The sequence below is a fragment of the Brachybacterium sp. AOP3-A1-3 genome, from assembly GCF_052378285.1.
Lineage (GTDB): Bacteria > Actinomycetota > Actinomycetes > Actinomycetales > Dermabacteraceae > Brachybacterium.
Map to the genome: position 1 here is coordinate 316,213 of NZ_JBQSXM010000002.1, position 16,289 is coordinate 332,501.

The 16,289-nt window shown below is 72.2% G+C and carries 11 protein-coding genes; 8 read left to right on the forward strand and 3 right to left on the reverse strand.

The window, feature by feature from the left end:
• Positions 1-27: 27 nt before the first annotated feature.
• Positions 28-3,483, reverse strand: a complete 3,456-nt coding sequence (locus tag ACT3T5_RS04185) for a bifunctional proline dehydrogenase/L-glutamate gamma-semialdehyde dehydrogenase (protein ID WP_444593685.1) — start codon at positions 3,481-3,483, stop codon at positions 28-30.
• 286 nt (positions 3,484-3,769) lie between these two features.
• Between ACT3T5_RS04185 and ACT3T5_RS04190 the strand changes: the two genes are divergently transcribed.
• On the forward strand, positions 3,770-4,147 hold the full coding sequence (locus ACT3T5_RS04190) for a hypothetical protein (protein ID WP_193117549.1): 378 nt from the start codon (positions 3,770-3,772) through the stop codon (positions 4,145-4,147).
• Between the two features lie 83 nt (positions 4,148-4,230).
• On the opposite strand, the gene ACT3T5_RS04195 is transcribed toward ACT3T5_RS04190, so the two are convergent.
• Positions 4,231-4,839, reverse strand: coding sequence for a thymidine kinase (locus ACT3T5_RS04195; RefSeq protein WP_193117550.1), 609 nt, complete (start codon positions 4,837-4,839; stop codon positions 4,231-4,233).
• A gap of 87 nt (positions 4,840-4,926) precedes the next feature.
• Entirely contained in the window at positions 4,927-6,153 is a 1,227-nt protein-coding gene (locus ACT3T5_RS04200; RefSeq protein WP_444593686.1) for a GNAT family N-acetyltransferase, read from the reverse strand.
• Between the two features lie 66 nt (positions 6,154-6,219).
• Here ACT3T5_RS04200 and ACT3T5_RS04205 point away from each other — a divergent pair, with 66 nt between their 5' ends.
• From ACT3T5_RS04205 to ACT3T5_RS04235, 7 genes are all read left to right on the forward strand, one after another.
• Complete coding sequence (locus ACT3T5_RS04205; RefSeq protein WP_443351129.1) at positions 6,220-7,191, forward strand: sugar phosphate isomerase/epimerase family protein; 972 nt, start codon at positions 6,220-6,222, stop codon at positions 7,189-7,191.
• 177 nt (positions 7,192-7,368) lie between these two features.
• Positions 7,369-8,400, forward strand: coding sequence for a 3-oxoacyl-ACP synthase III (locus tag ACT3T5_RS04210; protein WP_193117553.1), 1,032 nt, complete (start codon positions 7,369-7,371; stop codon positions 8,398-8,400).
• A gap of 56 nt (positions 8,401-8,456) precedes the next feature.
• Entirely contained in the window at positions 8,457-11,099 is a 2,643-nt protein-coding gene (locus ACT3T5_RS04215) for an alpha/beta fold hydrolase (RefSeq protein WP_444593787.1), read from the forward strand.
• Entirely contained in the window at positions 11,096-12,091 is a 996-nt protein-coding gene (locus ACT3T5_RS04220) for an NAD-dependent epimerase/dehydratase family protein (protein ID WP_193117554.1), read from the forward strand. The genes ACT3T5_RS04215 and ACT3T5_RS04220 overlap by 4 nt, the downstream gene beginning before the upstream one ends.
• Before the next feature lie 69 nt (positions 12,092-12,160).
• Positions 12,161-12,862, forward strand: a complete 702-nt coding sequence (locus ACT3T5_RS04225) for a vitamin K epoxide reductase family protein (RefSeq protein WP_444593687.1) — start codon at positions 12,161-12,163, stop codon at positions 12,860-12,862.
• Between the two features lie 106 nt (positions 12,863-12,968).
• Complete coding sequence (cas5, locus tag ACT3T5_RS04230; protein WP_444593688.1) at positions 12,969-13,832, forward strand: CRISPR-associated protein Cas5; 864 nt, start codon at positions 12,969-12,971, stop codon at positions 13,830-13,832.
• Between the two features lie 46 nt (positions 13,833-13,878).
• Positions 13,879-16,260 carry a ComEC/Rec2 family competence protein gene (locus ACT3T5_RS04235; protein ID WP_444593689.1) on the forward strand — a complete coding sequence of 794 codons (2,382 nt, stop codon included), beginning with the start codon at positions 13,879-13,881 and terminating at the stop codon, positions 16,258-16,260.
• Positions 16,261-16,289 lie beyond the last annotated feature (29 nt).

Genomic DNA, 16,289 nt, shown 5'->3' on the forward strand with positions numbered 1-16,289 from the left:
GTGCGCCCGGCAGGCTCCGGACGTGTCTCAGGCGTCGCCGCGCAACCACCCTCGGCCGCCGGTGAGGTCCAAGGGTTCGGGCAGCGGGTTGCCGTAGCGGTGGTTCGTCGCGCTGATCGCCTGCTCGTGCAGGAAGGTCAGCATTTCGACCCGTGCGGAGACCACGACGGCACCGGTGAACAGGGCGACCGTGATGTGCTCCGCGATGGCGGACCGCAGGGCAGGGTCCACCTCCCCGATCAGCCGCACGCGGGCCTGCTCCAGATCCGGGATGCGCAGCGCGAAATCCGCGGCGCCCTCGACGAGGACCTGGGTGGATTCGAGCCCCGAAGCGGTGGCGACCGCCGCCAGCTCGGCATCGGCGACCGAGACCTCCACGTCGGCACCCACGGTCGCCGCGGCGTGCAGCACGCGGGTCAGCTCCGCCGGCGCGGTCCCGGGAGCGGCGCGCACCAGGACCGGCAGGGGCAGGTACCGCAGCACGTTGATCTCCCCGTGCAGCTGCTGCTGATCGCGCGGTGCGAACGTGGAGGACCAGTGCTCCCGGTCCGAGTGTCGGGCGCGCTCGAGCCACGCCTCGTCCTGGCCCGGAACGCGCGGCGCGGCATCGGCGGCGTCCATCAGGTGCACCAGGTAGTTGGGGCCGCCGGCCTTCGCCGTCTGACCGATCGCGGAGCGCTTCCAGCCGCCGAAGGGCTGGCGCTGCACGATCGCTCCGGTGATCCCGCGATTGACGTACAGGTTCCCGGCCTCCACGTGCTCCGTCCACCAGGCGACCTCGGCAGGCTCCAGGGAGTGCAGGCCGGCGGTCAGCCCGAAATCGGTGCCGTTCTGGATGCGCATCGCCTCCTCGAGGGAGCCGGCGTGCATGATGCCCAGCACCGGACCGAAGTACTCGGTGCGGTGGAAGGCGGAACCCTCCTCGACACCGGTGCGCACACCGGGGGTGAAGAGGCGGCCGCTGTCGTCCAGCTGCCGGGGACGGGCGAGCCAGGATTCGCCGTCGCCGAGCTCCGTGAGACCCGAGGCGAGCTTCTCGCCGGGCTGCTCGATGACCGGTCCCATCTGCACGGTCGCATCCGTCGGCTCGCCCACGTGCAGGCTGAGCACGGCGTCGGCGAGCTGGGCGGAGAAGCGGCGGGACTGGGACACGGAGCCGACGGCGATGACCAACGACGCCGCCGAGCACTTCTGGCCAGCATGACCGAAGGCGCTCGCGGCGACATCGTGGGCGGCCAGGTCGAGATCGGCGTGCGGAGTGACGATGATGGAGTTCTTGCCGCTGGTCTCGGCCAGGATCCGCAGCTCGGGCCGCCAGGAGGCGAACAGCGCGGCCGTGTCCGATGCTCCGGTGAGGACGAGCTGGTCGATGCGGGGGTCGGAGATCAGCGCCCGCCCCACCTCGTCCTCGGGGACATCGACGAGCGTGAAGACGTCCTGCGGCACTCCGGCCTCGTGGAAGAGACGGCCCAGGAGGGCTCCGCAGCGGCGGGCCTGGGGCGCCGGCTTCATGATCACGGCGCTTCCGGTGACGAGGGCGGCGAGGGCGCCTCCGGTGGGGATCGCGACCGGGAAGTTCCACGGCGGGGTGACCAGCGTGAGCGGTCGCGGGGAGAAGGTGACGTCCTTCAGGGCGGCGAGCCGCTCCGCCTGCTCCGCGTAGTAGAGGGCGAAGTCGATCGCCTCGCTGACCTCGGGGTCTCCCTGCTCGAGGGTCTTGCCGGTCTCCGAGGCCATCACTTCGAGCAGGTCGCCGCGATGCGCGGAGAGCGTGCCGGCGACGCGGCGCAGGATCAGGGCGCGCTTCTCCACGTCGAGGGCGGCCCACCCCTGCCCCGCGGCGAGCGCCCGCGTGATCGTGCTGCGGACCCCCTCCACCGTCTCGATCCGCGCCGCACGCGCCTCGTCCTCCCCGAGCGAGGAGCTGCGGATGCGATGCGTGATCTGCTCGGCCCATTCCTGGTTCGCGGGAGTCGAGAGGTCGGTGTCCGGGGTGTTGCGGAAGGCGCCGGGAACGGAGGGCAGGGCTGAGCTCCCCAGCTGGGCGAGGGCGCCCTGCGTCTCGGTGGAGCGGTCCTGATCGCGATGGGTGGGCAGCGAGGATTCCCGGAGGGCGCGGTCCAGCGCCCTGGCGAACCGCTGCTGCTCCCGCTCGAACAGGTCCGCCTGGGTGTCGAGCTCGAAGGCCGCCGAGAGGAAGTTCTCCGAGGAGGCGTTCTCCTCGAGGCGACGCACGAGGTAGGACACGGCGACGTCGAAGTGCTGCGGGTGGACGACGGGCACGTACAGGCGCATGGTGCCGGTCGCCTCCCGGACCACGGCCTGCTGACCGGGAGCCATCCCGGCGAGCATCTCGAACTCGACGCCGCTGCCGGCCCCCGCAGGGATCCCGCGCTCTCCCATGAGCAGATGCGCGAAGGCGACGTCGAACAGGTTGTGGCCGGCCACCCCGAGATGCACGGCGGCGAGCTGCTCGGGATGGAGGGCGTCCAGGAGCACCCGCTTGTACTGGGCGTCGGTCTCCTCCTTGCTGAGCAGCGGCGCCTGCATCCAGCCGTGCACGGAGGCGTCGACCTTCTCCATCGCGAGGTTCGCGCCCTTGACCAGGCGCACCTTGATCGGAGCGCCGCCGTCGGCCACCCGGCGCTCGGCGAAGCGTCGCAGCCGAGCCATCGCCGACGGGGCGTCGGGGAGGTAGGCCTGGAGCACGATGCCGGCAGGCATCCGGGAGAGCTCGGGACGGTCCAGGAGCTTCTCGAAGACCTGCAGGGTCAGCTCGAGGTCGCGGAACTCCTCCATGTCCATGTTCAGGAACGTGGGATGGTCCCCGTGAGCCGCCTCGAGGTACAGCGGGAGCAGCGTCTCGACGATGTGGTCGACGGTCTGCGCGGCCGCCCACAGCGGCAGATGATCCACGATCGAGGAGACCTTGATCGAGGCGTAGTCGACGTCGTGCCGGGCGACGAGCTCGCGCACGCCCTGCAGCCGACGGGTCGCCTCCTGAGCGCCGAGGACGGCCTCGCCGAGCAGGTTGATGTTGAGCGCGGTGCCATCGGCGGTGAGCCGGGTGATGGCCGTGGAGAGCGGGCCGCTGCGGGCGTCGAGGATGAGGTGGGAGACCATCCGGCGCATCGCCGCCTGGGCGGTGGGCACCACGAGGGACGGCGCGATGCGCGAGCCGACGCCGCCCAGGGAGACCACCCGACGCAGCGCGGGCGGGAGGAAGGCCGGCGGATCCTGCGCGAGACGACGCAGCTCGACGGCCGCGGCCTTCGGGTCCTCAGGGCGGATCACGCGATCCACGAAGGCGAGGGTGAAGTTCAGACCCTGCGGATCGCGCAGGAGATCCGACAGCATCTTCGCCGGCCCCGGGACGGAGCGGGTGGCGGCGGCATCGACCCAGGCGCGCACCTGTGCGGCGACGTCCTCGATGGTCAGCGTGGTGGTCATGCGCTCATCGAGCGGGAACTGCGACGTGGACAACGTGTCTTCTCCTCGGTCGCCGTGCAGGACGGCGGAAACAGTCGGCGCAGGGCTTCATCGCCCTCCTGTGATGGTAGATCCTCCGCACCGCCGCGGAGGCTCACCGGTGCTCCGATTCGTGGAGGTTGTGTAACCGGGATGGGACCATTCCGGGACGACGCGGGATCTGCCTGGACGCCCCTCGTCGGGCGCGCTGTGCTGAACCAGTCGGTAGGATCCGCAGGACGTTCGTGACCGGGCTGTGACACGATGCGGGCACGACACCGACGTTCTGAAGGAGGCAGTGATGAAGAAGTTCATTTTCCTGGCCGGTCTCGCGGTCGGATTCGTGGTCGGTTCCCGTGCGGGTCGCGGCCCGTACGAGTCCCTCGAGCGCACGGCACGGCAGGTCGCCGATGATCCTGAGGTCCAGCGTCGCGCCACGCAGGCCAAGGAGACCGCGGGTCGTGTCGCGCAGGACACCGCGACCACCGTGAAGGACAAGGCTCCGGAGGTCGCTTCTGCGGCCAAGGGTGCCGCGTCAGGTGCTGCCGCCTCGGCCTCGGGGGCCGCGGCGTCCGCCAAGGAGCGGCTCAGCAGTGGGCAGCAGGACGACTTGGACGCGGAGTCCACGAGCGGTGGCGGCGATGCCGAGGTCGGCGACGACCGCCCGCTCAGCTCCTGAGTCGCCGACGACGAGACGCGCCGCGGTTCCCGATCCGGGAGCCGCGGCGCGTCTCGTCGTGCTGCTGTCGGAGCAGGAGGGCGTCAGCCGAGCACGGCGACTCCGGCGGCGTCCTGCTCCTGGAGGAAGCAGGGACCGCACAGGGAGACGTAGGTGACGTCGGTTCCGTCGATCGCGACCTGCTCGCCCTCGAAGACGAAGCGTCCCTCGATGTTGCGGCAGTTGAACTCCGCCTGGGATCCGCAGCGGCACATCGTCGGCAGCTTCTCGACGTTGTCGGCGAGCTCGAACAGGCGCGTCGCGCCGGGGAACATGGCCGTGCGGAAGTCGGTGCGCAGCCCGTAGCAGATCACGGAGATGCCATCGAGCTTGGCGATGCGGAAGAGATGGTCGATCTGGACGGGCTCGAGGAACTGCGCCTCGTCCACCAGCACGCAGTGCAACGGCCGCAGGCCCCGCTCGTCGGCCATGGCCGCCACCCGCTCACGGAGATCCTCACCGGGATGGGCGAGCACGTCCACCTGCCGTCTGGCGCCGCCCCGGGCGACGACCCAGTTCTCGCCCTTGGTGTCCAGCGCCGGCTTCACCGTGAGGGTGGCCAGGCCCCGCTCGTCGTAGTTGTACGCCGTCTTGATGAGGGTGTCGGACTTCCCGGAGTTCATCGCTCCGTACTTGAAATGCAGCTTGGCCATGCGTGAGTGCTCCGGGGTGGTGAGGGGGGTGGGGCAGGGTGCCCAGCGTACGGGCCGACGGATGCGGGCCGGGGCGGGGCGCCCTGCTCAGAAGGCGTCCAGCACGCTGGGCCGGGGCCCGGCGAGGAGGGCGTCCAGGAGACGCCCGGCCTCGGCGTCGGCCTCGACCTCCAGTCCCAGTCGGCGGGCGTCGGCGATGGTCCGGCCGCCCACCAGCAGGAGCGACGCGGCGTGGATGCTGAGGCGGACGGTTCCGCCGTCGGCCGTGCCGGCGTCCTCCGTGGGCTCCGCGGAGATCGTCCCGTCGGCGGCCGTGACGACCCACGCGCCCCCCGCACGGCAGATGCCGGCCGGGACGGTGGCGTCCTCGACCACGAGCCGGAAGGACCCGGCGAGCCCGGCCGGGGCGCGGCGGGCCTCGAGGGCCGCCGCCGTATCGATCACGCGCATCATGAGCAGCGGGATCGGATCCGGGGTCGGTCGGGAGCCGGCCCCGGGCAGCACGTCGAGCACGGGATCGTCCGTGCGCAGGCGCAGGCAGACCTGTTCGAGGACCGTCGACCAGGAGGCGAGGGAACCCAGCAGGGCGATCCGGTCCTCCCGGGTGCGGCCCAGGAGCTCGTGGACCTGCAGCCCGTACCCCCGCTCGGAGGAGGGGACCCGGTTCCAGGAGACGTATCCGTGATCCGTGCCGGTGTCGTCCTCGAGCAGCAGCGCCGACCAGCCGTCGCTCGGCAGACCCTCGGGGAACAGCGGTCCCTCGCGCAGCAGCATCGCGTTGTCGCCGGCCGTGAGCTCCCGGTACAGAGCGTGCACACGCGGCATGGTCTCCTCGGTGACCGGGACCAGGCGCCTGCCCGGGACCCGAGGCAGCTGCTGCAGGTCCAGCAGCGGGACGATGATGCTGTGCAGCGAGGCGACCACCTGGTAGCCGAAGCGGCGGTAGATGGACGGGTTCGAGGGATAGAGCATCGAGACCGGCATCCCCTCCGCGTCGCAGCGGGCGAGGATCGCCATGATCAGCTCGCGGAAGAGTCCGCCGCCGCGATGCGCGGGGTGCACGGCCAGGCCCCCGATGCCGCCGCAGGCGATCTTCGCGCCCTCGCCCCACGTGATGCGGTCGCGTCGGATCCTCGCGCCGGCGGCGATCACGCCGTCGGCGCCTCCCGGCAGGGCGGAGGAGTCGACACCGATCGGGATCTCGCCGGGGGTGAAGGGACGCGGCTCCGGATCGGGCGGCGGCCCGCCGAAGGCGCCGGAGGAGAGCCTCCGATAGGAGACATGGTCATCGGACGTGAGGTCGCGGACAGGCATGGCGAGGAGTCTAGGTCGGGTGCTGTTGCATACTGACAGCGCCGTACCCAACGTTGAGGAGCTGCTGTGAACCCACGCCGTGATCATCCATCGGCGAGCGCGCCACGTGAGGGGGCCCGCAAGCCCCTGACCCGTCCCAACAGCGCCCAGCACTCCCATCGCGAGTCCCTGTTCAAGCGGCTCTCCGCCGGGGATCCTCGCAGCGACCAGGACCCGCAGCGTCGGATCCCGGTGGGGCTGTCGACCTCCTCGGTGTTCCCCGCGGGCGTCGAGGAGTGCTTCCGCCTCGCCGCCGAGATCGGCTACGACGGGGTCGAGGTGATGGTGTCCTATCCCAAGGACAGCCAGGACCCGAAGATCCTGCGCGAGTACTCCCAGCGCTACGGCCTGCCGATCCTCTCCCTCCATGCGCCGACGCTGTTCTTCCTGCAGGGGCTCTGGGGCCGTGATGCCTGGGTCAAGATCGAGCGCACCGTCGAGATCGCCAAGGAGCTCGGGGTGCCGACGGTCGTCGCGCACCCTCCGTTCCGGTGGCAGGGGAAGTACGCCCGGGAGTTCGTCACCGGGGTCGCCGCCCTGGAGGAGAAGCACGGGGTCGCGATCGCGGTGGAGAACATGTACCCGTGGCGGCTCGGTGTACGCGAGCTGCTCAACTATCTTCCCGATCACGACCCGACCGATGAGGACTACGCCCACGTCACCGTCGATCTCTCCCACGCCGCGACGGCGGGGGACGACGCCCTGGAGATGATCGACCGCCTCGGCGACCGGCTCACCCACCTGCACCTGGCGGACGGCTCCGGCCGTACGACGAAGGACGAGCACCTGCCGCCGGGGGAGGGCAACCAGCCCTGCGCCGAGGTGCTGCGGCGCCTGGCCAACCGCGGCTGGGAGGGCTCCGTGCTCCTGGAGGTCAGCACCAGCGGCGACGCCGAGCATCGCGAGCAGATCCTGCGCCAGTGCCTGCTCTTCGCCCGCCATCATCTGGGTCACCACCTCCCGGACGCCCTCGATCCCGGGGACCTGCCGGAGGGCTGACCGGACGTGGCATCCGCCACCTCGGCAGACAGCCCACAGGTGTCGGTGGGAGACTGGCCGTCGCATGTGCTCGACCCGGTTCTCGACGCCCCTCGGGGCGCGCCGATCAGGGTCGGCGTCCGTCCGGCGGCCATGCCCACCACGAAATGCACGAGACGAACGAGGTATCGCACGCAGATGGGGAACGGGAACACAGCATTCGTCCACAGGAACGCGAGCCTGCTCTCGGTCGAGATGACTCTTCCGCAGGTCACGGTGACCTCCGACGAGATCGACGAGATGCTCGCTCCCGCCCGCAAGCGACTGCGCCTGCCCAAGGGCGTGCTGCAGCGGGTGGCAGGGGTCTACGAGCGCCGCTGGTGGCGTGATCCGCAGAACGGCTGGAAGCAGGGCGTCGTGCTCGCCGCCGAGCGCGCCATGGCCAAGGCCGGGATCATGCGCGACCAGGTCGGGCTGCTGATCAACGCCTCGGTCTCCCGCCAGCATCTGGAGCCCGCGGTCTCCACCGGTATCCATCACTCGCTCGGGATGCCGTCCAGCTGCATGAACTTCGACATCACCAATGCCTGCCTGGGCTTCGTCAATGCGATGACGATGGCCGCCGGCATGATCGACGCCGGGCAGATCCAGTACGCCCTGATCGTCGGGGCGGAGGATGTCGAGCAGGTCCAGCGCGGCACGATCGACCGCCTCAACTCCAAGACCTCCACCCGGGCGGACTTCAACAACCAGTTCGCGTCCCTGACCCTGGGGTCGGGAGCCGCCGCCGCCGTCATCGGCCCGGCGGATCTCCACCCCGAGGGCCACCGGCTCAAGCACACCCAGTCCCGCGCCGGCACCGAGCACCATGAGCTGTGCGTCGCGGACATGCAGGACATGCGCACCGACTCCGCCGGGCTGCTCGAGAACGGGATCCAGCTGATCCTGGACACCTGGAAGGGCGCCAACGAGGCCGGTCTCGACTTCAAGAGCATCGACCACGTGATCCCGCACCAGGTGTCTATGGTCTACACCCGCAACTTCTCCAAGATCACCGGAGTGGGGATGGAACGCATCCCGGTGAGCTTCCCCGACTGGGGGAACATCGCCGCCGAGGCGGTGCCGATGACTCTCGCGAGCATCCAGGACGACGTGAAGCGGGGTGAGCGCGTCCTCCTCATGGGCGTCGGCTCCGGACTGAACACCGCGATGATGGAGGTCCAGTGGTGAACACCAGCACCCGGAGCACGGGCCGCCGCCGTGCGGCGACGCCCGACGTCCCCGGCATGCCCGAGGTCGACCCCCGTCTCAGCCGCACTCTCGAGGTGCGCGACCACGCCGGGGAGCAGCGCCGCTGGCACCTGCTGGACTCCGGCCCGCTGCTGGCCGAGCGCGGCATCACCCCGCAGGGCACCCTGCTCGCCGTGCACGGCAACCCCACGTACTCGTTCCTGTTCCGCTCGCTGGTGCGCGAGGACATCCCGTGGCGCCTGATCGCCGTGGACCAGCTGGAGATGGGCTGGTCCGAGCGCACCGGGGTCACGCGCCGCCTGCAGGACCGCATCACGGATCTGTCGCTGCTGACCGATGCGCTCTCGCTCCGCGGCCCCGTGGTCACCGTCGGCCACGACTGGGGCGGCATCGTCTCCGTCGGCTGGGCACTGGACAACCGCCATGACCTCGCCGGCATGATCCTCACCAACACCGGGATCCACCAGGAGCTCGTCGAGAAGCTGCCCAAGGCGCTGCAGCTCGCGACCGCCCCGGCCTTCCTGCCTGCGTCGACGTCGCTCACCGACGGCTTCCTGCGCACCACCCTCGCGCTGTCGCGGCCGCCGCTGCCCAAGGAGGTCCAGGACGCCTACCTCGCGCCGTACCGCACGCGAGCCCGACGCAAGGGCATCGAGCAGTTCGTCGCCGACATCCCCGCCGACGCGGACCACCCCTCGCGTCCCGCGCTCGAGCGCCTCGCCGAGGGCATCCGCCACCTCGAGGTCCCCACCCTGTTCGCCTGGGGCCCGAAGGACATCACGTTCTCGGACCGCTACCTGCGCGATCTCATCGAGCGCGTGCCCCACGCGGACGTGCACCGTTTCGAGAAGACCTCCCACCTGGTCTGGGAGGACGCCGACGTCGCCGGCCTGGTCTCGCAGTGGCTGCGCACGCGGCTGAGCCCGTCGGCCGCGGAGCTCGAGCCCGCTCGGAGGATCGCCTCGCCGCGCCCGGTCTCCTCCTATGCGGAGCCCGCCCCGGAGCGTCACGTCGGCGAGCCGATCGCGCGCCTGGCCGCCGATCCCGCCCATGCCCACCGGCCGGCGGTCGTGGAGATGGCCGGTCCGGACGGCGAGCGCCGAGAGATCTCATGGTCGCTGCTGAACCGCCGGGTCGATGACATCGCCGCCGGCCTGCTCGGGCACGGGGTGCGCCCCGGTGACCGGGTCAGCATCCTCATCACCCCCGGCGCAGATCTCACCGGCGTGCTCTACGCGTGCCTGCGCATCGGCGCGGTCGCGGTCATCGCCGACGCCGGCCTGGGCATCCCCGGCCTCACCCGCGCCGTCATCGGCTCCCACCCGGACTGGCTGATCGGTATCAAGACCGCTCTCGTGGGCGCGCGCACGATGGGCTGGCCCGGTCGCCGGATCAGCGTCGAGCAGCTGCCCACCCTGGATCGCGCCGCCTTCGGCGTCGAGACCTCGATCGCCCAGCTGGCGACGTCCGGGTCGATGATGCGCGACCTCGGTGCGCCGCTGGCCGCCGACTGGCCCGACGCGGACGCCGACGCCGCGATCCTGTTCACCTCCGGCTCCACCGGGCCCGCCAAGGGCGCCGTGTACACCCACCGCCAGATGAGCGCCATGTTCACCGCGGTGGGGGACACCCTGCAGCTGGACCCGGAGCGCGGCCTGGTCGCCGGCTTCGCGCCCTTCGCCCTGCTGGGCCCGGCGCTGGGAGCACCCACGGTGGTCCCCGACATGGACATCACCCGACCCGGCGAGCTCACCGCCCCGGCGCTCGCGGAGGCCATCGCGGCGCTCGGCGAACCCGCCGTGTTCACCGCCCCCGCCGCGCTGCGCAACATCCTGGACACGGCGGCCCAGCTCGACGAGTTCGGGCGCGGGGCGATCGCGAGCGCTGCGAGCTTCTTCTCCGCCGGCGCGCCGATCCCCGCGCACCTGCTGCGCGAGCTGAAGAGCCTCATGCCGCACGCGAGGGCCCTGACCCCGTACGGGATGACCGAATGCCTCGCCGTCGCCGCGATCGACCTCGAGGGCATCGAGGCCGCCGGCGAGGGGTCGGGAGTCTGCGTGGGCAGGCCCGTTCCGCGCACGGAGATCGCCATCGCCGTCATGGACGAGGACGGCCGCACCAGCGGGGAGATCACCGAGGATCCCGACACGACCGGAGAGATCCTGGTGCGCGCCCCGCACGTGCGCGACCGCTATCTGATGCTGTGGGGGACCACCCACGCCTCGATGCGCTTCGAGGGCTGGCACGCCACCGGCGACGTGGGCCATCTCGACGCCGAGGGCCGCCTCTGGGTCGAGGGCCGTGCGGACCACGTGCTCGCCACCGCCGAGGGGCTGTTCACCCCGGTGCAGATCGAGGACGCCGCCGAGACGGTGCCGACCGTGCGTCGCGCCGGAGCCGCCGTCGTCGGCCCTCGCGGCACCCAGCAGGTCGTCGTGATCCTCGAGACCGAGGACGGCTACCGGGCCGGCAGGCCCGGGAAGCCGCGCGCCGCCGCGACCTCGCTCCAGGAGGCCGTGCGCCGCGCCGTCCGTGAGCGGTCCGGAGCCGAGGTGGTCGCGGTGTTCACCACCAGCGCGCTGCCCACGGACATCCGCCACAACTCGAAGATCGACCGGGCGGCGCTGTCCCGCTGGGCCGGCCGGACCCTGCGCGGGGAGAAGGCCGGGTCGCTGTGAGCGCGCCGACGGTCCTGGTGACCGGGGCCTCCGGCATGCTCGGGGGCGCCGTCGCGACGACCCTGCGCGATCGGGGCGCACGGGTGCGCGCCTTCCAGCGCCGTCCTGCCCAGATCCCCGGCGTCGAGGACGTCACCGGATCCCTCACCGAGGCCGCCGACGTGCGGCGCGCCGTCCAGGGGGCCGACGCGGTCATCCACCTCGCCGCGAAGGTGTCGATCTCCGGCCCGGAGCACGAGTACCGCGCGATCAACATCGACGGCACCCGCCACGTCGTGGACGCCCTGCGCGCCCAGGGCGGCGGGACGCTCGTGAACGTGTCCTCCCCGTCGGTCGCCCACCTGGGACGCGCCATCGAGGGGCTCGACGCGACCCCGGCCGATCCCGCGCGCGCCCGCGGGCACTACTCCCGCACCAAGGCCGCCGCCGAGCTGCTGGCCATGGGGGCCGACGGCGAGGACGGCCTGCTGGTCACCACCGTGCGGCCGCACATCGTGTGGGGCCCGGGGGACACCCAGCTGGTGGGACGCATCGTGGACCGCGCTCGCAGCGGCCGCCTGCCCCTGCTCGACGAGGGCATGGCCCTGATCGACACCACCTACGTCACCAACGCCGCCGAGGCGATCGTCGCCGCGCACGATCGCATCGAGGACGTGCACGGCGAGAGCTTCGTGATCACCAACGGCGAGCCGCGCACCGTGCGCGACGTGTTCAACGGCTGGTGCGACGCCGCCGGCGTGCGCCGGCCCAGCCTCCGGATCCCCGGCAGCGTGGGCCGCCTCGCGGGCCGCGTCGTGGAACGCATCTGGGAGGCACGGCCCGGGCACGACGAGCCACCGATGACCGAGTTCCTCGCCGAGCAGATGTCGACCGCGCACTGGTTCGACCAGCGCCGCACCCGTGAACGCCTGCAGTGGACGCCGCGCGTCACGATGGACGAGGGCAACGAGCACCTCGCCGCCTGGTTCCGCGAGCACCCGGTCACCGACTGAGCGCTCGGGGTGCAGCGCACTTCGCGCTCGCCCCTCCCATCCCTCCGCACGGAAGATCCTGGACCTGACATGAACCAGCACTCCTCCCTCCCCGGCCCCGACGGGGCGCAGGACGCGGATCCCACCGACGAGGCCCTCCTGGCGGAGATCGACGCCGAGCTCGCCGCCGAACGCACCGCGACCCGGCGTGCCGGCGCGCGGAGGACCGGTGGAGTGCTCCTGATCGGCTCCGTGCTGGGATGGATCGCGGCGCTCGCGCTGCTGCTGGACAAGGAGATCCTGCTCAAGAATCCCGATGCCGCGCTCGGCTGCGACGTCAATCCCTTCATCTCCTGCGGCGACGTGATGATGACCTGGCAGGCGTCGGCACTGGTTCTTCCCAACCAGGCCATCGGTCTGACGGGCTTCGCGATCATGGGCGTGGTCGGGGCGCTCATGCTCAGTGGCGTCGCGCTGCCCGCCTGGTTCCGCTGGGCCCGCCTGGGCGGGGTGGCGTTCGCCTTCGGCTACGTCCATTTCCTCGCGATCTCGGCGATCTACGTCATCCATGCCCTGTGCCCCTGGTGCATGGTCGTGTGGACGGTGAGCGCCCCGATGTTCTTCGCGACGTTGGCCCGCAGCATCGAGGGCGGGGATCTGCGCCCGCCTGCGCCGCTCGCGAACCTGCTGCGGCACTGGGTGATCCTGAGCCTCGCGTGGTACCTGCTGGTCGTGCTCGCGATCCTCACCGGGTTCTGGCGCCAGTGGCTCGCGGTGGCCGGACTGTACTGACCCGACGAGCCGTCGCTCGCCTCACCGTTCCTCCCCAAGGCCTCGTCGTCCCCACTGCGGGGGCGCCCGCTGACCGGGCAGGGGCCTGCTCCCTACAGTCGCGGGCATGGGAGCACATGAGGAGTCCTCGCCGACGCCCCGCGGCGCGGCAGGTCGTCACCGCCGCCACGGGCAGGCGCTGATCGAGCGTCGCGACCACACGGAGCCGACCACCCGCCGCCGGCTGTCCCTGCCGTTCCCGCCGCCGTCCGCCCTGGTGGGCATCGCGGTGCTCGTGCTCATCGCGGTGGGGGTCATCCATCTGTCCGGCTCGGGCACCGCGGTCCCGCTGCAGGGCGAGGAGATCGCCGGCCAGCAGGCGGACGGGCAGCCTGCCGAGGACCAGGAGGCCGAGGCAGGCTCGGAGGTCCCCTCGACGGACTCCGGGGACGGCTCCGCCCCCACTCCAGCCTCCGCCTCGCCGGCCGACGGTGCCGACGGAGTCGCGAGCGGCCAGGAGGAGGTGGTGGTCCACGTCTCCGGAGCCGTGCAGTCCCCGGGCGTCGTGCGCCTGCCGCCGGGATCCCGGGTCGAGGATGCTCTGCAGGCCGCGGGAGGCACCACGGAGGAGGCCGACCTCGCGGCCATCAACCTCGCCCGTCCCGTCGCGGACGGGGAGCAGATCCATGTGCCGGTGCCGGGGGAGGAGGCACCGCCCGTCCCCGCGGCGGGTGGCGCCGGAGACGGGAGCGGGGGCGGCGAGGGCACCGGCGCCGATGCCGGGGAGGGCGCCGACGGCGGGACGATCGACCTCAACACCGCGAGCGCCGCCCAGCTCGAAGAGCTGCCGGGAGTGGGCCCGGCCATCGCCCGGCGGATCCTCGAGCACCGGGAGAAGAACGGTCCCTTCACCTCGGTCGACGGCCTCCTGGAGGTCTCCGGGATCGGCCCGGCCACGCTCGAGAAGATCCGGGAGCGGGCGCGCGTATGAGCGGTCGCGAGAGGTCTCGTCGCGGGGCACGAGGGGCGGCGCGCCGATGAAGCGCTCCGACCTGCGCCTGCTCCCCGCGGCGACCTGTCTCTGGGCCGTGGCGGTCCTCGGAGTCACCGCGGGGGCCGCCGCCGCCGTGGCCGCGACGGCGGCGATCGTGGCGCTCGCGCTGACCGCGATCCTGCTGATCGGCGATCCCCGGGTCCGGCACGGGATCTTCGCCCATCTCGGCATCCTGGCACTGGCCGGGGTGCTCCTGTTCCCGGCGCTGCTGCGCCACGGCGACGCGTCACAGCTCCTCGAGGAGGCGGCGCGCGACGAGCTGGTCGTCGAGCTCACGGTGATCGCCTCCGCGGATCCTGCCGCGCCCGATTCAGGCCCGCAGTGGTCCCGCGGCGGGATGCAGGTCATGGCCCGCACCGCCCGTGGCACCGCGCAGCTGGGACGGGAGGAGAGGGTCCTTCCCGCGTCCCTCCCGCTGCTGCTGCGAGCCGACGGGGAGGCGGCCGACGGACTGGAGCGGGCGCGCGACGGCGACCGGGTCCTCGTGCGCGGCACGCTGCGCACGAGCGGAGACCTGATCGTGCTCCGTGCCTACGACGCCACCCTGGTGCCGGGCTCGGTCTGGAGGGAGCAGGCGCAGGATCTGCGGCACGAGCTGCGCCGCCAGGCCCGCGCCGCGACCGCGCACCTGCCCGTGGACGAAGCCGCGCTGGTGCGCGGCATGACCACGGGGGACACCTCGGGACTCCACGAGGAGACCGAGGAGATCATGCGACGAGCAGGGATATCGCACCTGGTCGCCGTGTCCGGGGCGAACATCGCGCTGGTCCTGGCCGCCGTGCTGGGCCCGCTGCTGCTGGCCGGGGTGCGGCGGAGGCCACGGATCGCGATCGCCGCCGGGGTGCTGCTGGGCTACGTGTGGCTGGTCGGTGACGAGCCGAGCGTGCAGCGGGCGGCCACGATGGCGGTTCCCCTGCTGGCCGCACGCTTCGCCGGGGTGCGGGCCTCCCCGGTCGCTGCCCTCGCCCTGACCGTCGCCGTCTGGTCGATCCTGGATCCGGTCACCTCCGCGTCGATCGGATTCCTGCTCTCCGCGGTGGCGACCGCCGCGATCCTCATCGCCGCCCCGCCCCTGGCGGCGGCTCTCGTCGAGCTGAGCGGGACGAGGCTGGGGGAGGGCCTCGCACTGGTGATCGCGGTGCCCATGGTCGCCCAGCTGGCATGCACCCCGCTGCTGATCCTGCTCACGCCCGAGATCTCCCTCTGGGCGGTGCCGGTGAACCTGCTGGTCGGTCCTGTGGTGGGGCCGACCACCGTGATCGGGCTGCTCGCACTCCTGATCGGCATCCTCTGGCCGGGCGCGGCCTCGATGCTCAACACGGTCGCCGCCGGCGGCGCGCACCTGGTGCTGCTGATCGCTCGGACCGCCGATGCGCTCCCGGGATCACGGATCGCGGTGCCCGGAGGCGCGGTCGGTGTGCTCCTGGTGGTCGCGGTGCTCATCGGGCTGACCATCGCCGTCGCGGCTCGGAAGGCGCCCCTGGTGCGGTGGGCGGTGGCCGCCGTCCTGGTCGCCGCGCTCGCCCCGACACTGGGCCGCCTCGTCCCCGGCGGGAACGTGCCCGCGTGGACGGTCGCCGTCTGCGCCGTGGGGCAGGGGGACGCCCTCCTGCTGCGTGCCTCCTCAGGATCCACCGGATCGGCGGCGACGGCGCCGCCCCCGACGGTGCTGATCGACACCGGCCCGGAACCGGAGGCCCTGCGCGCCTGCTTGGACCGTCTGGGTGTGGACCGGATCGACCTTCTCGTGCTCACCCATCCCCACGCCGATCACGTGGGCGGTCGCGCTGCCCTCACGGGAGCACGGGTGCCCGCCGAGCAGTGGATCTGCCCGCTGCCCGAGGCGGGCGACGAACGGGTGGGCGCCACGCCGACGACGGTCGTCACCACCGGGCAGGCCTGGAGCGTGGAGGGACTCCGCCTGGACGTGCTGTGGCCGGGCTCGGCCCAGGACGCGATCGCCATGACGGCCCAGGAGGACGGCTCCGGGGAGGGTGACGCCGCGAACGACTGCTCGGTCGTCGTGGCCGGCACCTGGCCGGACGGCACTCGCCTGGTGTCCCTGGGAGACCTCGAACCCGCGGCGCAGGCGGCCCTGGGGGAGACGGGCCCCGGGCCCGCGGACATCATCAAGGTCGCCCACCACGGGTCACGACGTCAGGACCCGGCCCTGTACGACCAGTTGGACGCGGATCTCTCGCTGATCACCGTCGGCCAGGACAACACCTTCGGGCATCCCACCGAGGATCTCCTGGACCTCCTGCACGACGCCGGCACCGCGACGATCCGCACGGACGTCGACGGCACCGTCGTGCTGCCGGTCGAGGACCCTGCGGCGGCTCGATCCGTCGGCCCGGCCAGATAGGATCGTCCAGGTCCCCGAACACCAGAGGA